Consider the following 19,626-nt stretch of genomic DNA (forward strand, 5'->3'; position numbering starts at 1 on the left):
GGCAGGGGTTTTTCTTGTGTAGACTCTGACCATGACTCTTCCTGTACGCCTGATCATCGGCCTGGGCAACCCCGGCCCGGAATACGAAGCAACCCGCCATAACGCGGGCTTTTGGCTGGCCGATCACCTTGCCGACGACCTGAAAGCCAGTTTCACGCTGGAAAAAGCCTTTTCCGCATGGGTGGCCAAGGCGCGCTTTGAAGGCGAGGCCGTCATTATCGCCAAGCCCAGCACCTTCATGAATCGTTCGGGGCAGGCTGCGGGCGCGCTGTTGCGCTTCTACAAGCTGGCGCCCGAGCAGGTGCTGGTGCTGCACGACGAGCTGGATCTGCTGCCCGGCAGCGTCAAGCTGAAGCGGGGCGGCGGACATGCGGGCCATAATGGCTTGCGCGATATCCAGAGCGCTTTTTCCAGCCCCGATTTCTGGCGCTTGCGCCTGGGCATCGGCCATCCGCGCACCCTGGGCCTGGCGCAACAAGTGGCCGCCTTCGTGCTGAATCCACCCCGCCGCGACGAACTGAAGGGCATAGAAGAGGTCATAGACCGTTGCCGCGCCATTACCCCCGCCTTGCTGCGCGGCGAGTTTGCGCAGGCCACCAACCAGTTGCACGGGGCCAATGGTGGCTAAGGCCTTGCCGCAGCTTGCCGGCCGCGCGCGCGGCACGCGTTTTCGCGACGAACTGCGGGATTTCCTGCGCTTCATTGTGCGCCCGCGCTTCGGGCCGCGCCTGCCGGGCCGCCATGCCATCAGCGGCTGGTGGGAGGACTGGTTTCCCGGCCTGTCGGTGGGCCGCTTGCTGAAGTGGGCCTTGTTCCTGTGGGCGGTCAACCTGGTGTTCCTGGGGCCGATTGCCGTCGCTGCCGCGGGCGCCGGGGGCGCGACGCATCGGCTGAATATCAACAATATTCCCTGGCTGGCGGCGCTGGTCTGGGCGCCCATCGTGGAAGAATTGGTGTTCCGTTACGGGTTGCGCCGCATTGGCGCCGCCTGGTGGCTGGTGCCCGCCGCGGTGGCCGCCATGATCACGGGCGCCACATGGAGCGGTATCCTGCTGCTCGCCGGCATCCTGGTGGTGTGCTGGCTGCCTTACCTGGCACGCTTGCCTTATACGCGCCGGCCGCTGGCCTGGCGTTATCGGCTGATGTACCGGCGCTGCTTTCCCTGGGTGTTCCACCTGGCGTCCCTGCTGTTTGCCGCCGTGCACTTGTACAACTTCAACCTGCATGGCACGCCCTGGTGGCTGTTCCCGCTGCTGGTGTTGCCGCAGTGGCTGACCGGGCTGGTGCTGGGCTGGTTGCGCGTCAAGCGCGGCATCGGCGCGTCCATGCTGTTGCACGGCATGTTCAACGGCGGGCCCTTGCTGGTGGTGTGGCTCATACTGAATTTGGCGCCCGACATGGTGAACGCACTATAGCGGTGATCGCCTACAATAGCTTTCTTTTCGTTTTTTTCTTTGGATTTCAGGACTCTCATGGCTTTGCAATGTGGCATTGTTGGTTTACCCAACGTCGGAAAATCAACCCTTTTCAACGCGTTGACCAAGGCTGGCATCGCCGCCGAGAATTATCCCTTCTGCACCATCGAACCCAACGTCGGGGTGGTCGAGGTCCCGGACCAGCGCCTGGCCTCGCTGGCTGACATCGTCAAGCCCGAGCGCGTCTTGCCCGCCGTGGTCGAGTTCGTGGACATCGCCGGCCTGGTGGCGGGCGCCTCCAAAGGCGAAGGCCTGGGCAATCAGTTCCTGGCCAATATCCGCGAAACGGATGCCATTGTGCATGTGGTGCGCTGCTTCGAAGACGAGAACGTGATTCACGTTGCCGGCCGCATCGATCCGATTTCCGATATCGAAGTCATCAATACCGAGCTGGCCCTGGCCGATCTGGCCTCGGCCGAGAAAGCCCTGCAGCGCAACCAGAAAACAGCCCGGGCGGGCGACAAGGAAGCCATCAAGATGGTGGCCCTGCTTGAAAAAATCATCCCCGTGCTGAACGAGGCCCGGCCCGTGCGCTCGCTGGGGCTGGATGACGACGACCTGGCCTTGATCAAGCCCTTCTGCTTCATCACCGCCAAGCGCTGCATGTACGTGGCCAATGTCAAGGAAGACGGCTTCCACGACAACGAATACCTGACGGCCGTCCAGAAGTACGCCGAAGCCGAAAACGCCCCGGTAGTAGCCGTGTGCGCCGCCGTCGAAGCCGAAATCGCCGAGCTCGACGACGAAGACAAAACCGTTTTCCTGGCCGACATGGGCATGGACGAACCCGGCCTGAACCGCGTGATCCGGGCCGCCTACAGCCTGTTGGGCCTGCAGACCTACTTCACGGCCGGCGTGAAGGAAGTCCGCGCCTGGACCATCCATATCGGCGACACGGCGCCCAAGGCCGCCGGCGTCATCCACACTGACTTCGAACGCGGCTTCATCCGCGCGCAAACCATTGCCTACGACGACTTCATCGCCTGCAAAGGCGAGCAGGGCGCCAAGGAAGCCGGGAAAATGCGCGCGGAAGGCAAGGAATACGTGGTCAAGGATGGCGACGTGTTGAATTTCTTGTTCAACGTCTGATCAACCCAAGAACAGCGACCCTTCAAGGAAAATCATGAACGAGCTCGTCGACAACAATAGCGATCTGAAGTCCCGTAAGACCCTCACGACGGTGATCTATGCGCTGTACGCGGCCTCGTTCTTCGTAGCCATCACGGCGGTGGTGGGTATTGTCATGAATTACCTGAAGCAGGGCGAGATGCGCGGCACCTTCCTGGAAAGCCATTTCCGTTGGCAGATACGTACCTTCTGGTATGGCCTGCTGTGGGGCATTGTGGGCGCCTTGCTGTTGTTTGTGTTCGTTGGCTGGTTCGTGCTGGTGGCCAATGCAGTATGGCTGATCTACCGCATCGTCAAGGGCTGGTTGAATCTGAATGACGACAAGCCCATGTACGCCTAGCGCGGCGCGCGCCTTGGGCGCCGCCGCCTGCGCCGGCCCTATCACTGACCGGGCCGGCGATCTACTTGCCTAGCGCTCAAGATGCCTTTGGAATAAAGCCGATGGCGTCGATTTCCAGGGCGCAGTCGAAGGGCGTGCGGCCCGCCTGGATGCGGGTTCGGGTCGGCAGGGCCTCATCGCTGCTGAAGTAGCTGCGATAGATCTTGTCGAATGAGCCCATTTGGCTTTGGTCCTTGAGCCAGACCACGACTTTCAGCAGGCAGTCCATATTAGAGCCGCCGGCTTCGAGCAGGGCTTTAAGATGCTTCATGACGATATGCACCTGTGTGTCCATGTCAAGGTCGGGCATTTTGGGTAGGGGCTTGCCCAGACGGCGCGCTTCCCTAAGCTCGGTGCAGAACGCTTCTTCGAATGGCGGCAGGCCCGATATATAGATCATGCCATCGTAGCTGACCGCCAGGTTGAAAGGCCCTCCGGTTTCGGGCACGAGCGGGCTGCGTATGATTTTCTTTTGCACGGTGTTCTCCTTTGTGTGCTGAACGTTATGGGTGGACGGTGTTTTCCAGTCGTCCGATGGATTCGATTTCTATGGCGATCACATCGCCGTCTTTGAGAAAGCTGGGCGGTTTCATGGCGTAGCCTACACCGGACGGGGTCCCCGTTGCGATGATGTCGCCCGGTTCCAGCGTCAGGCCGGCGGAAAGCTGGGCGATGACCGTGGCGACGGGGAAGATCATGGACGCCGTGTTGTCGCTTTGGCGCAGTTCCCCGTTGACCCAGAGCTTGATGTCCAGCGCCTGCGGGTCCTTCACCACCGATTTGTGAACGACCCAGGGGCCCAAGGGGCAAGAGCCGTCCAAGGTCTTGCCCTTGAACCACTGCCCATGTCTGCGCTGAAGATCCCGACCGGTAATGTCGTTCACGATGGTGTAGCCGAAGATCGCCGATTCGGCTTCTGCGGCCTTGATGTCGCAGCCGCCCTGGCCGATGACTATGCCGAGCTCTGCTTCGTAGTCGAGCTGCGCGGTCAAGCCGGCATGCAGCGGGATGGCGGCGCCGTGACCGATGATTGTGCTGGAGGCTTTGGTGAAAAACTCGATATGTTCGGGAAACAGGTTTGGGTCGACGCCACGGGCGATGTTGCCTTCGATGATATGGCCGCGATAGTTGCGGCCCACGCAGAACACGTTCTTGGGCGGTCTTAATATGGGCGCCAGCAGGCGCAGCCCATGCACCGGCAATTGATGAGCATTGCCTGTCAGGATTTTCTTGGCGGTTTCCAGGCCGGCCGGCCCTTTGCCCGCCAAGCCGGCCACATCCACGGGCGCGGTGCCCGACTCCTGGGGCCAGGCCTTGGTCAGGTCGACAATATGCTCGCGGCCGGCCGACAGGGTTCCGCCCAGATGCGGGGCGCCTTCGCTTTCAAATACGCAAAAATACATGAACCTTCCTGGTGATAGTGATGCCGCCGTTCTTTATGCCGCAGCGGCGAGTTGCATGGGGGGACGCGTGCCTTGATGTTTTGGCTTAGTCAATGCGCGCGCCGGACTCTTTGATGATTTGGGCGTACTTGTCCATTTCCTTGCGCAGCCAGTCCCCGAACTCGGCGGGGGTGCTTGCAATGACTTCCAGTCCGCGCGCATCGAACGATTCACGGACTTCTTTTTCTTGCAATATGGATACCACCAGCTCGTTCAACTGTTGGATGGTGCTGTCGGGTACATTGGCGGGCGCCAGCATGCCGTACCAGGAGTTGGATTCGAATTCCGCCAAACCTTGTTCTTCCATGGTCGGGACGTCCGGGAGGCTGGCGTGCCGCTTGGGGGCGGAGATGGCCAGCGCCTTCAGCTTGCCGTCATTCACGTAAGGCAGGACGTCGGGCAGATTCCCGAACAGGACATCCACATGGCCGCCCATGAGTGAAGTCAAGGCCAGAGGCGTGCCTTTGTGCGGGACGTGGACCAGATCCGCGCCCGTGAGTTTTTTCAACATTTCGCCCGCAAGATGAGGCGAGGTTCCGTTGCCGATGGATGCATAGGTGACTGTGCCTGGGTTCTTTTTGGCCAGTTCCAGTAGTTCGCTCAGTTTGTTTGCCGGCAAGTCTTGCCGTGCCACCAGCACGTGCGGGGTGATCGTCAGCAGGGAAACCGGCGTGAAATCCTTCCTGGAGTCATAAGGCAGGTTTGATTGCAAGCTGGGATTGACGGTGAAGCTGTTCGCCATCATCAGGAGCGTATAGCCATCGGCAGGCGCTTTGGCGGCCGCGCTGGTGCCGATGACGGTACCCCCGCCAGGACGATTGTCCACAATGACGGCTTCGCCGGCGCTTGCCTGCATCCGTTGGGCCAGCGTACGCGCGACCAAGTCTATGCCTTGCCCGCCAGCGGGAAAGGGAACGATGATTTTGACAGGCTGTGCCGGGTATTTGTCGGCTGCCCCCGCAACGAGCGGGGCGGCCAGCAGCAGGGCTGCGCCGCTGGTGCGCAAATATTTTTTCCAATCCATGTCTCGCTTCCTTAAAATTATATATAAAATTGATTTTTATGTAATTTAATATATAAATATGGCGGGGTCAACAGAGATATTGACGCGGCTCGTCCGAGCAGCCGGCTTCCGTACGCCACTGCGTGACGTAAGAGCCGCTTTTCCCTTGCGCTGGCGGGACTGGGTTAAAGTGTTACGGTACATTCAATTCTTCGTCATGCAAGAACGACTATCTGTTTCGAGTGCAAACCATGCTTAACCCGCCCCCCACTTTGCCTGAAAGCACTGGCCAGGCTACGGTAGCCAGCCAGCTTTACCAGCGACTGAGGGCGGACATCTTGCTGGGTGAACTGGAGCCTGGTTCCAAATTGCGGCTCAGCGCGCTGGCACAGCAATACGACGCCGGCGCCATCCCTTTGCGGGAAGCGCTGAATCGACTGTCCGCAGAGCAACTGGTTTCACAGCATGACCGGCGGGGCTTTTATGTGTGCGATATCAGCCAGGAAGACGTCATCGATCTGACTCAGGTGCGATGCTGGTTGTATGAAGGCGCTTTACGGGCATCGATTGCCCAGGGCGGCAGTGAGTGGGAGGATGAACTCGTGCTGAGCTTTTATCGCCTCAATGAAGTTTCCCGCTACGAAAATGACGATCCGCTACGGGTCAATCGCGCCTGGATAGAGCCTCATCGGCGCTTTCACACCGCACTGATTGCCGCGTGTGGAAGCAAGCGCACCATATCGATTTCAGAGAATCTGTTCGACCAGGCCGAGCGCTACCGGAACGTCGCGCGATTGAAGGAATACAAGACCTCTGTGCACGAGGAGCATCGCAGCATCATGGAAGCCGCGTTGCGCCGGGACGGCGATACCGCTGTCCGCGAGCTGCTGGGGCATTTGCGGGCCACCTGTGACACCGTTGTAGAGACGTTGAAAAGGGGGCGCCCGAAGGCGGCCCAGATGCGTTCGGCCTGACGAGGAAAGGGGAATCAGCGTCCGCTGGCCGGCGCTGCGCTCAATAGCGTGAACCCCTGCAGCGGCAGCTTGACCGACACGGCGCTGGCGATCAGCAGCAATACGCCGGCGCTGCCGAACGACACCCAATGGGTGCCGAAGGTTTCATAGCCCCATCCGCCCAGCCAGGAACTGATGGTGCCGCCGATCTGGTGGCCCAGGTAGGTCCATCCGTACAGAATGCCCACCAGGCGCACGCCGTAGATATCGGCCAGGATGGCCGACGACAGCGCCACGCTGCCGGCCCAGACGATCCCGCCTATGGTGGCGGCCAGATACAGCTCCCAGTGGGTGCCCACCATGACCAGGGCAAAAAAGCCCAGGCCGCGTATCAGGTAGATGGCGGCCAGTATGTTCTTGCGCGGAATAATGTCCGACAGGCGCCCCAGCACCAGGGTGCTGAAAATGGCTGAAAAGCCGATCAGGCCGATGCCGAATGCGCCTGTCATGGCGTCGAAGCCGTGATCCATCAGCATGGGCACGCCGTGCGCGCCCAGCAGGTTCATGCTGTAGCCGCAGGCGAACAGGCCGAAGGCGACCTTCCAGAATGGGACGCTGCGCACGGCGTCGTTGACTTTCAGGTTGGCATAGGCCTCGACGCCGGGCAGGCGCCGCGCGGCTCGTAACGATGGCTTGGCCTGGTCGTCGGGAAGCAGGTCGGTCTCGGGGGGCGCGTCGTCGCGGATGACGAGCAGGGCAATGGGGACCGTGACCACGGTCAGGAACAGGGCGAAGCCAAGCAAGGTCATGCGCCAGTCCAGGGTCTCGATCATGAAGCTCAGGACGGGCGTCAGTATGGCAATGCCCGCCATGGAGCCGGTGGACAGGAAGAACAGGGCCATGCCGCGCCGCCGCGTGAACCAGCGGCTCAGGACAGGCGTCAGGGTGACGGGGCTGACGAATGCCAGGCCCACCGACAGCAATACGCCGAAGGACAGCAGGAAGCTGATGGGGCCGGTTGCCATGACGGCCCATGCGGCCGAGCCGAGCACCAGTGCGGTGCCCAGCAGCAGGACATAGCGCGTGCCGCGCGCGGCAACCAGGTGCCCGGCCAGCGGCATGGCGATGCCGTAAAACAGCATGCCGATGGCGACGATGCCCGCCAGAACGCTGCGGCTGAAGCCCAGGTCGTGGGCGATGGGCAGGAAGAAGGGGCCTATGCCCATGCGCAAACCGACAGTCAGCATGGTCAGTATTGCGGCGGCCGCAACAATATTCCAGCCGAAATACCAGTTGCCGATGGGTTTGCGTGTCACGAGGTGCCTCCTGTTGTTTTGCTCAATTCTACCTGAGCAGCATGGCGGCGTATTGTTCAAACAGCTCCTGCGTAATCGCCTGCTGGCGATTGTCGCGCCTTTCTATCATGCCGATGTCCCGGGTGGGCGATCCCAGGGCGGCGGGCAGGGGCACTACCCTGAGGTCGCTCAGGTCGGCGTCCTGCAGCGTATTCAGCAAGGGCAGTATGGTCACGCCTACATCGTGCCGGACCAGGCCCAGCAATTGTTCGATGGCGTTCAGTTCCAGGAAGTCATCGGGGACGATACCCATTTGCTGCAAGACGCGGTCGATCTGGCGGCCGGTGTGCTGGCTGCGGTCAAAGCGCAGGAAGGGGTGGCGCGCCAGGATGTCCTGCGGGTTGCGCGTGCGCATGGAGGCATGCGTGATGATGGCCAGGGGTTCCTGATACAGCATGGTCCAGCGCGAGCCGGGATAGCGCCGGCCGGTACCGACCACCAGGGCGGCGTCCAGCTCGCCCCGGACCACTTTGTGCGTCAGCTCGCTGGACTTGCCGGACACCAGGCGTATGCCCAGTTCCTTGTGCTCCTCTTTCAATTGCGACACGATCTTGGCCAGGATGCTCATGCTGGATACGATGGCGCCGATGGTGACCTGGCCCACGAACTGGCCGGCGGGCGGCCTGGGCTGGCGTATGCGGTCGTAATGCTCGAGCAAGGCCTTGACCTCGGGCAGCAGCTCTTGTCCGGCGGCGTTCAGCAGCGCCAGCCGGCCGCTGCGGTCGAACAGGACCCGTCCGAACTCTTCTTCCAGCGAGCGCATTTGCAGGCTGACGGCCGCTTGCGTCAAGCCCACTGATTCCGCGGCTTCCGAAAAGGAGCCCAATCGTGCGATGGCCACGAAGGTGCGCATGAAGCGAATGGAACTCATAAGAAATACTTGTTAGCGGTTTAAGAAATTAAATTGATCTAATGTGATAAAGATAGTAGCTTATAGCGCTTTGCTTTTGCTTCTACTCTGGGTCTTCGCGATGAAAAACTTTAACTGGGCCAATCCCTATCCTTCGATTCGTACGCCGCTGTTTGCGCGTAATGTGGTGTCCACATCGCATCCGCTGGCGGCGCAGGCCGGCCTGCGCATCATGCTCAAGGGGGGCAATGCGATCGACGCGGCCATTGCGGCGGCCGCCACCATTACCTTGGTCGAACCCGTTTCTTGCGGCATTGGCGGCGACTGCTTTGCCATCCTGTGGGATGGCAACAAGCTGCACGGCCTGAATTCGTCGGGCACGGCGCCAGCGGCCTGGAACGTGGATTACTTCAAGAACAAGTACGGGACGGACGGCAAGGGCCTGGCCAAACAGCCCAAAAGGGGCTGGGATACGGTCACGGTGCCAGGGGTGGTGGCTGGCTGGGCCGCCCTCCACGAAAAGTTCGGCAAGCTGCCTTTCGAAACCTTGTTCGAGCCCGCCATCGAAATCGCCGAACGCGGCTATACCGTACCGCCGGTCGTGGCCGGCAAATGGGCCAAAGCCGCTGAGGAATTGAAAGACCAGCCCGGCTTTGCCCGTACCTTCATGCCTGATGGCCGGGCCCCCGCAGTGGGCGAGCAGTTCCGCTTTACCGATGCGGCCAACACCCTCAGGCGTATTGCCCAGTCCAAGGGGCGCGATTTTTACGAGGGCGAGCTGGCCGAGAAGATTGCGGCCTTCGCCAGTGAATGCGGCGCAGCGATGACGCTGGACGACCTGCGCAGCTATCAGCCGGAGTGGGTCGAGCCCATCGCCAAGGACTACCACGGCTATACGCTGCACGAGATTCCGCCGAACGGGCAGGGCATTGCCGCGCTGATCGCGCTGGGCATTGCCGAGCGCTTCGACTTGCGCAATATACCCGTGGACTCCGTGCGCTCGCAGCACATACAGATCGAAGCCATGAAGCTGGCCTTCGCCGACGTCTACCAGTATGTGTCCGACCCCCGCAGCATGCCGGTGACGCCGCTGCAAATGCTGGACGACAACTATCTGGACAGCCGCGCCAAGCTGATTCGCCTGGACCAGGCGGTACAGCACGAAGCGGGCCGCCCGTATGCGGGCGGCACCATTTACTTATCCGCCGCCGACGAAAGCGGCATGATGATTTCCTTCATTCAGTCCAATTACATGGGCTTCGGGTCGGGCGTGGTGGTGCCGGATACGGGCATCAGCTTGCAGAACCGCGGTGTCGGTTTCTCCATGGACCCCATTTCGCCCAACGTGGTGGAAGGCGGGAAACGGCCCTTCCACACCATCATTCCGGGTTTTGTCACGCGGGCGGGCAAACCCGTCATGAGCTTCGGCGTCATGGGCGGCGACATGCAGCCGCAGGGGCATTTGCAGACCCTGATCCGCATGGTAGATTACGATCAGCAGCCCCAGGCGGCGTGCTGCGCGCCGCGCTGGAAAGTGAACCGCGACTTCACGCTCGACATCGAGCCCAACATGAACGGCGAAGTCCTTGAAGGCCTCAGGGCGCTGGGGCATCAACTGCACTCGGTCAACGATCCCTACATGGATTTCGGCGCCGGGCAGTTCATATGGCGCATGTCCGAAGACGACAACGAGCACGGCTACGTCGCGGCCAGCGACGCCCGCCGCGACGGGCAGGCGGTCGGATTTTAAATATCAATAAGCCAGGAGACAACATGAGAAGGTTAACGGTATTGTGCGGGGCCCTGCTGCTGGGCATGGCGGCGGGCGCGCATGCGCAGGAACTGCGCATTGGCATGCAGGACGACCCCGATACGCTCGACCCCCATCGCTCGCGCACTTACGCGGCGCGTATCGTATTCACCTCGATGTGCGACAAGCTGGTCGATATCGACGACAAGCTGCAGTTTGTGCCGCGGCTGGCCAAGTCGTGGTCGTGGGACGACAGCAATACCGCCCTGACCTTCAAGCTGCGCGACGATGCCGTTTTCCACGACGGCAGCAAGTTCGACGCGCAGGCGGCCAAGGCCAATCTGGAGCGCGCCATCACCTTGCCCGAAAGCCAGCGCAGAAGCGAACTGGCATCGGTGACGTCGGTGGAAGCACCCGATGCCACCACCCTGGTCATCAAGGTGAAACAGCCCGATGCGCCGCTGCTGGCGCAGTTGTCCGACCGGGCCGGCATGATGCTGTCGCCGAAAAGCTTTGCCGGTGAAGACAGCGCCTCGACCGTGGGGCGCCAGCCGGTATGTTCCGGCCCATACAAGTTTGTGCAGCGCGTGCAGAACGATCGCATCGTGCTGGAAAAATTCGATCAGTATTACGACGCCAAGGACTTCGCCTTTTCCAAGGTCGTGTTCCTGCCCATCCCCGACTCCACGGTGCGCCTGTCCAACTTGCGCTCGGGCGGCATCGATATCCTGGAGCGCGCCAACCCCAGCGACATTCCGCAAATCAAGGATGACGCCAACCTGGTGTTCAAGCCGGTCACGGGGCTGGGCTTTCGCCAGTTCATGTTCAATGTCAATAATGGCGAAAACGCCAAAAACAATCCGTTTGCCGACAAGCGCGTTCGCCAAGCGTTCCAGCTGACCATAGACCGCGCCGCCATCGGCGAAGTCATAGGCGGCGGTTTGTTCCCGCCGGCCCAGCAGCCCTTTCCCCTGGCCAGCCCCTACCTGAGCGACAAGTTCCCGGTCATCAAGCCCGATATCGCCAAGGCCAAGGCCTTGTTGAAAGAAGCGGGCATGGAAACGGTGCAGGCCCAGCTGACCTTTGCCAACAACACGGTTGAAGCGTCCACGGCGGAAATGGTGCAGGCCATGGCCGGCCAGGCGGGATTCCAGCTCAGCCTGCGTCCCACCGAATATGCCGCCATGCTGGCCGAGTCGGCCAAGGGCAATTTCCAGATGGACATGCGGGGCTGGTCGGGCCGGGTCGATCCCGACGGCAATATCTATTCCTTCGTGACCTGCAAAGGCACCCTGAACGACAGCAAGTATTGCAACCCCAAAGTCGATGAACTGCTGACCCAGGCGCGCGCTGTGTCCGATGTGGACAAGCGCAAGGACATCTACGATCAGGCGCAGGCCATCTTGCAAGAAGATCTTCCCAGCATGTATATCTACTATCAGCCCTGGCCTTTCGTGGTCGGCAAGAAAGTGCAGGGTTTTGATCCGCTGCCCGATGGCATGATCCGCCTGCGCGGCGTTTCTTTTTCAGGCAGCTAGCCCGGCAGGCCCTGGCGGCCTGTTGCCTGCGCGCCGCAACCGATAGGGTCGCGGCGCGCAGGACTGGTTTCAGGAACAGCGGAATTCCATTGCATGTTCAAGCTCATTTTGCGCCGTATCATTGTCGCCGTTCCAACACTGATACTGGTCTCTATCATTATTTTCGGCCTGCAGAAGATACTGCCGGGCGATCCCGTCCTGGCCATGGCGGGGGAAGAACGCGATCCCGCCGTGCTGGATTTCCTGCGCGAGAAATACCGGCTCAACGACCCCTTGCCCGTACAGTATTTTGCCTGGGTCAAGGAAGTGGGGCAGGGCAACCTGGGCATTTCCTTGCGTACTGACATTCCCGTCACCACGCTGATCGCCCAGAAGCTTCCGGTGACGTTCCAACTGGCGGTCATGGCCATGTTCTTCGCGCTGCTGGTGGGCATTCCCCTGGGCATACTGGCTGCGGTCCGTAAGGGTAGCCGCGTGGAGTTCGGGGCCAATCTGTTTGCGCTGTCGGGCATGTCCATTCCCAATTTCTGGTTGGGCATTATCCTGATCATGATCGTGTCGGTATGGCTCAGGTGGCTGCCGGCATCGGGTTATGTGCCGCCCAGCACGGATTTCTGGCTGTCCATGAAGACCATGCTGATGCCGGCCGTGGTGTTGTCCACCGCCCTGAGCGCCTATCTGATGCGCCATACCCGCTCGGCCATGCTCGAGGCGCTCAACGCCGACTATGTGCGGACCGCCCGGGCCAAGGGGGCTTCCGAACGGATCGTGGTGTTGCGCCATGCCTTGCGCAATGCCCTGATGCCCATCGTGACCCTGGTGACCATCCTGTTCGGCGAGCTGTTGGCCGGCGCGGTATTGACCGAGCAGATTTTCGGGATTCCCGGGTTCGGCAAGCTGCTGGTCGACGCGGTGTTCAATCGCGATTACGCCGTGGTGCAGGGGGTTGTCCTGTGCATTGCAGTAGGCTTTATCGCCTTGACGCTGCTGGCCGATATTCTTTACACCTTGATCAACCCGCGGCTGAGGTACGCATGACGACGCAAGCCATCGACGTATCGGCGGCCGTGCCCGCAAAGCGCCGCAACCGCGCCTGGTCCAAGTTCCGGCGCAGCCGTGCCGCCCTGCTGGGGGCGGCCATCGTGCTGGTGTTTGTCTTGCTGGCCATCTTCGCGCCGCTGGTTGCGGCCTACGACCCGGCCCAAGTCAGTTTTACGGCCATACGCAAGGCGCCCTCGATGGCGCACTGGTTCGGCACCGACGAGCTGGGGCGCGATATCTTCAGCCGCATGGTGTTCGGCGCGCGCGCGTCCTTGCTGGCCGGCATGTGTTCCGTGCTGATCGCCCTGGCGGTCGGGGTGCCGTTTGGCCTGCTCGCCGGTTATTTCGGCGGGCTGGTCGACGGCTGCATTTCCCGCGCCACCGAAGCGCTGCTGTCCATTCCCTTTCTTATCCTGGCGATTGCGCTGGCCGCCTTTCTTGGGCCCAGCCTGGTCAATGCCATGATCGCCATTGGCGTATCGGCGGCGCCTCTGTTCATCCGCTTGGCGCGCGGCCAGGTGCTGGCCGTCAAGAACGAGGACTATGTGCAGAGCACGCGCTCGCTGGGGGCGTCGAATACGCGGATTATCCTGCGGCACGTGCTGCCCAACGTCATGCCTGCGCTGATCGTTCAGGCGACCATCATGATCGCCAGCGCCATCATTGCCGAGGCCAGCCTGTCGTTTCTGGGGCTGGGTCTGCAGCCGCCCAATCCGTCCTGGGGCTCCATGCTCAATACGGCCAAGAACTTCATGACCCAGGCGCCCTGGATGTCTATCTTCCCCGGGTCGGCGATTTTCCTGGTGGTGTTCGGTTTCAATCTGTTGGGGGACGGGCTGCGCGACGCACTGGACCCGCGCCAGAGTCATTAATGCCATGCAAACAATAGACCATCAACGCGTCATTCAGGTCAACGGGCTGACCGTGACCTTCACGACGACCGAACGTACCGTCGAGGCCGTGCGCGATCTGTCTTTCCACGTTAATCAGGGCGAGACCCTGGCCATTGTGGGCGAATCGGGGTCGGGCAAATCCGTGACTTCGCTGTCCTTGATGCGTCTGGTCGAATTCGGCAACGGCAGGATCACCCAGGGCGAAATCCAGCTGCGCCGGGGCGACGGCCATTGGCAGGACCTGGCCGCCACGCCGGAAGCGGACATGCGCGCCATACGGGGCGCCGAGATCGCCATGATCTTCCAGGAGCCCATGACGTCCTTGAACCCCAGTTTTACCGTGGGCAGCCAGATAGCGGAAGCTTTGCGCCTGCACCAGGGGATGGACGCCGCCGCCGCGCGGGCGGAAACCTTGCGCCTGCTCGAGGTGGTGCGGATTCCCGATGCGCGTGCCATACAGGACCGCTATCCGCACCAGTTGTCGGGCGGCATGCGCCAGCGCATCATGATTGCCATGGCCTTGTCCTGCCGGCCGCAGGTGCTGATTGCCGATGAGCCGACGACGGCGCTGGATGTGACCATCCAGGCGCAGATATTGCAGCTGATACGGCAACTGCAGCAGGACATGGACATGGGGGTGATATTCATCACCCACGACATGGGCGTGGTGGCCGAAGTCGCCGACCGGGTCATGGTCATGCATCGGGGCATCAAGGTCGAGGAAAACCAGGCCGACGACCTCTTTCTTCGGCCCCGGCACCCTTATACCCGGGCCTTGCTGTCGGCGGTGCCGAAGCTGGGCGCGATGAAAGGCAGCAGCGGGCCCGCGCCCTTCACCCTGCTCGACCTGTCGGGCAAGCCGGCCGCGCCGCAAGAGGCGGCCCCGGCGGCCAGCACCGCGCGCTACGATCAGGCGCCGCTCTTGCAGGTCGACAAGCTGGTGACGCGCTTCGATATTGCCAGCGGCCTGTTCGGGCGGGTCAGGAAACGGGTCCATGCCGTCGAGCAAGTCAGCTTCGACCTGTATCCGGGCGAGACGCTGGCGGTGGTGGGGGAGTCGGGTTGCGGCAAAACCACGACGGGACGCTCGCTGGCCCAACTGGAGGCCGCCTGCGGCGGTAAAGTCATGTTCGAGGGGCAGGATGTCAGCGCGCTGCATGGCCGGGGCATGCAGGCGCTGCGCAAGCACATACAGTTCATTTTCCAGGACCCTTTCGCTTCGCTGGACCCGCGCGTGACCGTCGGCTATTCCATTATGGAGCCTTTGTTGATACACGGCGTGGCCAAAGGGCGCGAAGCCGATGAGCGGGTCCGCTGGCTGATGGAAAAATGCGGTCTGGCGCCGGACATGGCCGACCGCTATCCGCATGAGTTCTCCGGCGGGCAGCGCCAGCGTATCTGCATCGCGCGCGCCCTGGCGCTGAATCCCAAAGTCATTATTGCCGACGAGTCGGTCTCGGCGCTGGATGTGTCGATACAGGCCCAGATCGTCAATCTGCTGCTCGATCTGCAGCGCGAGCTGGGCCTGGCCATTCTGTTTATTTCGCACGACATGGCGGTGGTCGAGCGCATCAGCCATCGCGTGGTGGTCATGTATTTGGGGCAAGTGGTGGAAATCGGCCCGCGGCGCGCCATTTTCGAGCATCCCCAGCACGCCTATACCCGAAAACTGATGGCGGCGGTGCCCATTGCCGACCCGTCTTCCCGCCATCGCAGCCATTCGCTCCTGGCCGACGATATCCCCAGTGTGGTCCGCAGCGTGGACGATCAGCCGGTGGTCGAACCGCTGGTGGAGGTCGGCCCGGGGCATTTTGTTGCCCGTCATCCCATTGGCGTGTATTGAAGGGCGTTTTTTCCGGCCGCGTTACATAATTCCGTGCAGGTGGAAGGGCTACATCGGCATTTAGCCCTAAAATGGTCCACAATGTTTGTTTGTGTCTACCTTTGCACGGAGCCCTTGTTTCATGAGCCGTATTGTTCTGTTTGAAAATATTCACCCCAGCGCCAAGGAAGTCTTTACCAATGCAGGCATGGACGATGTCGTGACCCATGCCTCGTCGCTGCCGCCCGATGCCCTGCGCGAAGCCCTGCGCAGCGCGCATTTCGTCGGCATCCGTTCCCGCACGCATCTGGACGCGGCCCTGCTGGCCGAAGCCCCCGACCTCCGGGCGATCGGGTGCTTTTGCATCGGCACCAACCAGGTCGATCTGGACGCGGCCATGATGCACGGCATTCCGGTCTTCAACGCGCCGTTTTCCAATACGCGGTCGGTGGCCGAGCTGGTGCTGGGCGAAGCCATTCTCTTGCTGCGGCGCATTCCAGAGAAGAACGACAGGGTGCATCAGGGGCACTGGGACAAGTCCGCTGAAGGGGCCTTCGAGGCACGCGGTAAAACGCTGGGCATCATCGGCTATGGCAATATCGGTTCCCAGGTGGGTACGCTGGCCGAAGCCGCGGGCATGCGCGTCGTCTTTCATGACATCGAAGCCAAGCTGCCGCTGGGCAATGCGCGCGCCACCACCTCGCTGAAGAAATTGCTGGGGCAGTCCGATGTCGTCACGCTGCATGTGCCGGGCGGCAAAGTCACCAGCAACATCATGAACGCCGCCGCGATCGCCGCCATGAAACCCGGTGCCATCCTGATCAATGCGTCACGCGGCAGCGTGGTCGACATCGATGCGTTGCACGCCGCCCTGAAGTCGGGCCATTTGTCGGGCGCGGCGCTGGATGTGTTTCCGGTTGAGCCCAAAAGCGTGGACGAGCCCCTGGCCAGCCCGCTGATCGGCATGCGCAATGTGATCCTGACCCCTCATATCGGCGGCAGCACACAAGAGTCCCAGGAAAACATCGGCCGCGAAGTGGCCGAAAAGCTGCTGCGCTTTGCCCTGAGCGGCACCACCAAGGGCGCCGTCAATTTCCCCGAGATCCCCTATCAGGAAATATCGGGCACAGCGCGTATTTTGCATGTGCACCGCAATCTACCCGGCGCCATGGGGACGCTCAGCAATTTGATGGCCGAGCATGGGCTCAATATCGTCAGCCAGCAACTGCAGACGCGGGGGCAGATCGGCTATGTGATCTCGGACGTCGACGGCAAGGTCGACGACACCATCATGTCTGTCTTGCGCACGCATCCCATTACGGTTCGTTGCGATCAGGTCAGTGCCGCCTAGCGATTGCAAGCCGCCAGCCCGTATGCCTTCACGCCCATCGCCCGCCGATAATCCAGGCGCTACACCGACGCCGGCCGATTACCAGGCGCTGGCCATGTTTCGCCTGACCCTGCGCCGCTTCAACGCGTTCAGCGAGGCTGCGGCGCTGGAGGCCGGGCTCAAACCCCAGCAGCACCAGGCGCTGCTGTCCATCAAGGCACTGGGCGCGATCGACGCGCCCAGCGTGGGCGAGGTGGCCGAGCAGTTGCTGATCCGCCATCATAGTGCGGTGGAATTAATCAATCGGTTGGTGCGCATGGGGCTGGCGCGGCGCTTTAAAGACCCCGACGACGGGCGTAAAGTGCGCATTGCCCTGACGCCCTTGGCGGAAGAAAAACTGTCGGCGTTGGCCACGGTGCATCTGCAAGAACTGCGGTCCATGCGGCCCTTGCTGATGAAGCTGCTGCGCAATGTCCAGGGCTAGTGTCCCGTTTGACTAATTCGAATATAAGCGCACAAACTAATCAAACGGGACACTAGGCGTCAACCGGCCAGCGTCTTGCCCGCCTGGATGTAGGACAGCTGGGGCGTCGTGTCGCCGCAGGGCTGGGGAAGGATATCGGCCAGGGTATAGCCGTCAAGGTGCCGCATGAACTGCTGCAGGGCGCCATCGATGATGGCGGTCAGCCCGCAGCGGCCGCTCAGGGTGCAGGCGTTGCCGGGCACAAAGCACTCTACCAGGGCCAGGTCGTTTTCGGTGTCGCGCACGACGGCGCCCAGGTTGATGTCGCCGGGCGGGCGGGCCAGCCGCATGCCGCCATGCTTGCCCCGCACGGTTTCCAGCCAGCCGCGCTGGGCCAGGCGGTGGGTGATCTTCATCAGGTGCGGTTCCGATATGTCATAGGCCTGGGCGATCTCGGCGATTGTGCACAGGCGGTCGGGGTTCCGGCCAACATACATCAGCAGGCGCATCGCATAATCGGTCATGGTGGTCAGTCGCATAAGGCATCCACCATCACGAGGCGCGCGGGCGTATCAGCAGCGGAACGAATCGCCACAGGTACAGGGCCATGGAGGCGATCCAGCACAGGGCGCCGGCCTGCAGCAGCCACAGGGTGGCGCCGCTGGGCCACAGCGCCGCCAGCCGGAACACCACGGCGGCGATCATCAGGTAGTAGCTGACCAGCATGCTGTGGTCGAGCTTCAGGGGGCGGCCCAAGTGGCCCAGCGCGGTGCGCGTGACCATGCCGATGATCAGGATGGCGAAGCCGCCCATGCCAATAATATGCACATGCACGGCCGAACGCGCCAGGACGCCGCTGGCCAGCCCGCTGGTATGCCAAGCGGCGAACAGCAGGCCTATGCCCATGGCGATATAGCCCAGGTACAGTATCCACAGCATGGGTTTGTGCAGCACGGCCAGCGGTTTCCAGAGCAGGCTTTGCCACAAGCTGATCACGCCCACGATCGCCAGCAGCACCGCCATGGCCAGGTGCTGGCCGGCGATGCCCAGGGCAATGGCCAGGCCGCTGACGCCCATCTGTATCTGGCCGCTGCGCACCTGCATGGGGATTTCCAGCCCGGGCACCATGCGCATCGAGAAAAAGGGGATGACGCGCCGGGCAATCAGCAGGGCGATGACGGCCATGCAGATCATGCCCAGGTCGAAACGCTGCATCAGCAACAGATAATCGCCGCTCAGGGCGGCGCGCAGAAACAGGGCGTCGGCAATGCCCAGCCCCATCACCAGCAGGGGAAGGCCATAGTTGCGGCGGCTTTTTCCTTTGACCATGACGTTCATCAGGCAGGCCGCGCTGATGGTGAAGAAAGCCAGTTCGCTGGCGCAGGCCACATGCGTGGCGGTGTCGCCGCCGATCAGAAAGCCTGCCCGCGCAATCACCCACAGCAGACAGACCCCCGCCAGCGCACGGCCTTTCAGGGGATTGAAGCCTGTCCAGGTGGCGCTGGCCGTCAGCAGGAAAGCGACGGCGATGGTGGCGATAAAGCCCCACAGCATTTCGTGGGCATGCCAAACCGGCCCGGCCAGGGGCGGGTTGAGCCATTGCGGGGCAAAAATCCATAGTGCAATTGAAATCAGCGCCCAGCTGCAGCCGGCAATGTACAGGGGCCGGAAGCCCAGGCTAAGAAAAGCCTGCATATCGGGCCGGCTGGCGGCCTGCGCGGCCTGTTCGCGAAGGTGCAAGGCTTCAGCCATGGGTGATCTCCGTGGGGATGCGGTCGGGTTCGTTGTTCATTTGATAGCCGAACCACAGGCTGCGGGCGATGCGCTGGGCGAACTCTTCGGCGCGTTCGGCAAAGGCGCGATTGGGCAATTCCTGGGCGGTTTGGTGGAACAAGGCCAGCCATTGGGTGAACATGCCGGCTTGCAGCCCCGGCAGGGCAACGTGCTTGGGCATGGGCGTGCCGCTATAGGTGCCGCTGCCCAGCAGCAGGGACGACCAGAACTGCACCATGATGCGCAGATGCTTGTCCCAATCGTCGATATGGCCGTTGAAAACCGGGCCCAGCAAGGGGTCGGCCCGTACGCGGTCGTAAAACCCATACACCAGTGTTGCGATTTCTTCTTCGGTACAGAGTTCGGTTCGAGCCATGCGGGTTTCCAGCAAGGGAGGCGCGTGCCGGGGATGCCTGTCGGGCATGCGCATC

At 61.9% G+C, this 19,626-nt stretch carries 20 protein-coding genes; 12 read left to right on the top strand and 8 right to left on the bottom strand.

The annotated features are described in order from the left end of the window. The first annotated feature begins 31 nt into the window (after nt 1-31). Genes pth through RE432_RS09025 form a run of 4 tightly spaced genes read left to right on the top strand, consistent with a single transcriptional unit; the run spans nt 32 to nt 2,943 of the window. Nucleotides 32-628 (top strand): aminoacyl-tRNA hydrolase, encoded by a 597-nt coding sequence (gene pth, locus RE432_RS09010; protein WP_310933092.1) that lies wholly within the window; start codon nt 32-34, stop codon nt 626-628. A 4-nt stretch (nt 629-632) separates the two neighbouring features. Continuing rightward, the gene (locus RE432_RS09015; RefSeq protein ID WP_310933093.1) at nt 633-1,415 is read left to right on the top strand and encodes a type II CAAX prenyl endopeptidase Rce1 family protein; all 783 of its coding nucleotides are present in this window, start codon (nt 633-635) and stop codon (nt 1,413-1,415) included. 57 nt (nt 1,416-1,472) lie between these two features. Beyond that, nucleotides 1,473-2,564, top strand: coding sequence for a redox-regulated ATPase YchF (gene ychF, locus RE432_RS09020; protein ID WP_310933094.1), 1,092 nt, complete (start codon nt 1,473-1,475; stop codon nt 2,562-2,564). 34 nt (nt 2,565-2,598) lie between these two features. After that, complete coding sequence (locus tag RE432_RS09025) at nt 2,599-2,943, top strand: hypothetical protein (protein WP_310933095.1); 345 nt, start codon at nt 2,599-2,601, stop codon at nt 2,941-2,943. Between the two features lie 76 nt (nt 2,944-3,019). Here the strand turns inward: RE432_RS09025 and RE432_RS09030 are convergent, their stop codons facing one another. The 3 genes from RE432_RS09030 to RE432_RS09040 all read right to left on the bottom strand — a co-directional run bounded on the left by RE432_RS09030 (nt 3,020) and on the right by RE432_RS09040 (nt 5,448). After that, nucleotides 3,020-3,460 carry a RidA family protein gene (locus tag RE432_RS09030; RefSeq protein ID WP_310933096.1) on the bottom strand — a complete coding sequence of 147 codons (441 nt, stop codon included), beginning with the start codon at nt 3,458-3,460 and terminating at the stop codon, nt 3,020-3,022. Nucleotides 3,461-3,485: 25 nt separating this feature from the next. Continuing rightward, complete coding sequence (locus tag RE432_RS09035) at nt 3,486-4,385, bottom strand: fumarylacetoacetate hydrolase family protein (protein ID WP_310933097.1); 900 nt, start codon at nt 4,383-4,385, stop codon at nt 3,486-3,488. A gap of 85 nt (nt 4,386-4,470) precedes the next feature. Beyond that, nucleotides 4,471-5,448 carry a tripartite tricarboxylate transporter substrate binding protein gene (locus RE432_RS09040; RefSeq protein WP_310933098.1) on the bottom strand — a complete coding sequence of 326 codons (978 nt, stop codon included), beginning with the start codon at nt 5,446-5,448 and terminating at the stop codon, nt 4,471-4,473. A 230-nt stretch (nt 5,449-5,678) separates the two neighbouring features. Here RE432_RS09040 and RE432_RS09045 point away from each other — a divergent pair, with 230 nt between their 5' ends. Further along, a complete protein-coding gene (locus tag RE432_RS09045; protein ID WP_310933099.1) occupies nt 5,679-6,401 on the top strand; it encodes a GntR family transcriptional regulator in 723 nt (240 codons plus the stop codon). 14 nt (nt 6,402-6,415) lie between these two features. Here RE432_RS09045 and RE432_RS09050 read toward each other — a convergent pair whose 3' ends face one another. Together RE432_RS09050 and RE432_RS09055 are read right to left on the bottom strand one after the other, a co-directional pair. Next, nucleotides 6,416-7,696, bottom strand: a complete 1,281-nt coding sequence (locus RE432_RS09050) for an MFS transporter (RefSeq protein WP_310933100.1) — start codon at nt 7,694-7,696, stop codon at nt 6,416-6,418. A 28-nt stretch (nt 7,697-7,724) separates the two neighbouring features. Next, nucleotides 7,725-8,606 carry a LysR family transcriptional regulator gene (locus RE432_RS09055; protein ID WP_310933101.1) on the bottom strand — a complete coding sequence of 294 codons (882 nt, stop codon included), beginning with the start codon at nt 8,604-8,606 and terminating at the stop codon, nt 7,725-7,727. Between the two features lie 100 nt (nt 8,607-8,706). Here RE432_RS09055 and RE432_RS09060 point away from each other — a divergent pair, with 100 nt between their 5' ends. The 7 genes from RE432_RS09060 (at nt 8,707) to RE432_RS09090 (ending at nt 17,443) form a co-directional block, all read left to right on the top strand. Beyond that, nucleotides 8,707-10,335 carry a gamma-glutamyltransferase family protein gene (locus tag RE432_RS09060; protein WP_310933102.1) on the top strand — a complete coding sequence of 543 codons (1,629 nt, stop codon included), beginning with the start codon at nt 8,707-8,709 and terminating at the stop codon, nt 10,333-10,335. 23 nt (nt 10,336-10,358) lie between these two features. Next, on the top strand, nt 10,359-11,873 hold the full coding sequence (locus RE432_RS09065; RefSeq protein WP_310933103.1) for an ABC transporter substrate-binding protein: 1,515 nt from the start codon (nt 10,359-10,361) through the stop codon (nt 11,871-11,873). 93 nt (nt 11,874-11,966) lie between these two features. Beyond that, a complete protein-coding gene (locus RE432_RS09070) occupies nt 11,967-12,911 on the top strand; it encodes an ABC transporter permease (protein WP_310933104.1) in 945 nt (314 codons plus the stop codon). After that, nucleotides 12,908-13,786: an ABC transporter permease gene (locus RE432_RS09075; protein ID WP_310933105.1), complete on the top strand. Its 879-nt coding sequence runs from the start codon at nt 12,908-12,910 to the stop codon at nt 13,784-13,786. The genes RE432_RS09070 and RE432_RS09075 overlap by 4 nt, the downstream gene beginning before the upstream one ends. A 4-nt stretch (nt 13,787-13,790) precedes the next feature. Beyond that, entirely contained in the window at nt 13,791-15,650 is a 1,860-nt protein-coding gene (locus tag RE432_RS09080; protein WP_310933106.1) for a dipeptide ABC transporter ATP-binding protein, read from the top strand. Between the two features lie 121 nt (nt 15,651-15,771). Then, entirely contained in the window at nt 15,772-16,980 is a 1,209-nt protein-coding gene (serA, locus tag RE432_RS09085; protein WP_310933107.1) for a phosphoglycerate dehydrogenase, read from the top strand. A 22-nt stretch (nt 16,981-17,002) separates the two neighbouring features. Then, nucleotides 17,003-17,443, top strand: coding sequence for a MarR family transcriptional regulator (locus RE432_RS09090; protein ID WP_310933108.1), 441 nt, complete (start codon nt 17,003-17,005; stop codon nt 17,441-17,443). 59 nt (nt 17,444-17,502) lie between these two features. On the opposite strand, the gene RE432_RS09095 is transcribed toward RE432_RS09090, so the two are convergent. The 3 genes from RE432_RS09095 to RE432_RS09105 are packed head-to-tail and all read right to left on the bottom strand — an operon-like array spanning nt 17,503 to nt 19,571. Beyond that, nucleotides 17,503-17,961: an Rrf2 family transcriptional regulator gene (locus RE432_RS09095; RefSeq protein WP_310933109.1), complete on the bottom strand. Its 459-nt coding sequence runs from the start codon at nt 17,959-17,961 to the stop codon at nt 17,503-17,505. Between the two features lie 13 nt (nt 17,962-17,974). Further along, on the bottom strand, nt 17,975-19,174 hold the full coding sequence (locus tag RE432_RS09100; RefSeq protein WP_310933110.1) for an NnrS family protein: 1,200 nt from the start codon (nt 19,172-19,174) through the stop codon (nt 17,975-17,977). Then, nucleotides 19,167-19,571: a group III truncated hemoglobin gene (locus tag RE432_RS09105; protein WP_310933111.1), complete on the bottom strand. Its 405-nt coding sequence runs from the start codon at nt 19,569-19,571 to the stop codon at nt 19,167-19,169. Before RE432_RS09105 ends, RE432_RS09100 begins: the two co-directional genes overlap by 8 nt. Nucleotides 19,572-19,626: the final 55 nt, after the last annotated feature.

Source organism: Pusillimonas sp. SM2304 (genome assembly GCF_031628915.1).
Lineage (GTDB): Bacteria > Pseudomonadota > Gammaproteobacteria > Burkholderiales > Burkholderiaceae_B > Pusillimonas_C.

Coding starts and splice junctions, on each gene's coding strand:
- pth (WP_310933092.1), top strand. CDS start 32: ATGACTCTTCCTGTACGCCTGATCATCGGCCTGGGCAACCCCGGCCCG.
- ychF (WP_310933094.1), top strand. CDS start 1,473: ATGGCTTTGCAATGTGGCATTGTTGGTTTACCCAACGTCGGAAAATCA.
- RE432_RS09025 (WP_310933095.1), top strand. CDS start 2,599: ATGAACGAGCTCGTCGACAACAATAGCGATCTGAAGTCCCGTAAGACC.
- RE432_RS09035 (WP_310933097.1), bottom strand. CDS start 4,385: ATGTATTTTTGCGTATTTGAAAGCGAAGGCGCCCCGCATCTGGGCGGA.
- RE432_RS09040 (WP_310933098.1), bottom strand. CDS start 5,448: ATGGATTGGAAAAAATATTTGCGCACCAGCGGCGCAGCCCTGCTGCTG.
- RE432_RS09045 (WP_310933099.1), top strand. CDS start 5,679: ATGCTTAACCCGCCCCCCACTTTGCCTGAAAGCACTGGCCAGGCTACG.
- RE432_RS09055 (WP_310933101.1), bottom strand. CDS start 8,606: ATGAGTTCCATTCGCTTCATGCGCACCTTCGTGGCCATCGCACGATTG.
- RE432_RS09060 (WP_310933102.1), top strand. CDS start 8,707: ATGAAAAACTTTAACTGGGCCAATCCCTATCCTTCGATTCGTACGCCG.
- RE432_RS09065 (WP_310933103.1), top strand. CDS start 10,359: ATGAGAAGGTTAACGGTATTGTGCGGGGCCCTGCTGCTGGGCATGGCG.
- RE432_RS09070 (WP_310933104.1), top strand. CDS start 11,967: ATGTTCAAGCTCATTTTGCGCCGTATCATTGTCGCCGTTCCAACACTG.
- RE432_RS09075 (WP_310933105.1), top strand. CDS start 12,908: ATGACGACGCAAGCCATCGACGTATCGGCGGCCGTGCCCGCAAAGCGC.
- RE432_RS09080 (WP_310933106.1), top strand. CDS start 13,791: ATGCAAACAATAGACCATCAACGCGTCATTCAGGTCAACGGGCTGACC.
- serA (WP_310933107.1), top strand. CDS start 15,772: ATGAGCCGTATTGTTCTGTTTGAAAATATTCACCCCAGCGCCAAGGAA.
- RE432_RS09090 (WP_310933108.1), top strand. CDS start 17,003: ATGCCTTCACGCCCATCGCCCGCCGATAATCCAGGCGCTACACCGACG.
- RE432_RS09095 (WP_310933109.1), bottom strand. CDS start 17,961: ATGCGACTGACCACCATGACCGATTATGCGATGCGCCTGCTGATGTAT.
- RE432_RS09100 (WP_310933110.1), bottom strand. CDS start 19,174: ATGGCTGAAGCCTTGCACCTTCGCGAACAGGCCGCGCAGGCCGCCAGC.
- RE432_RS09105 (WP_310933111.1), bottom strand. CDS start 19,571: ATGGCTCGAACCGAACTCTGTACCGAAGAAGAAATCGCAACACTGGTG.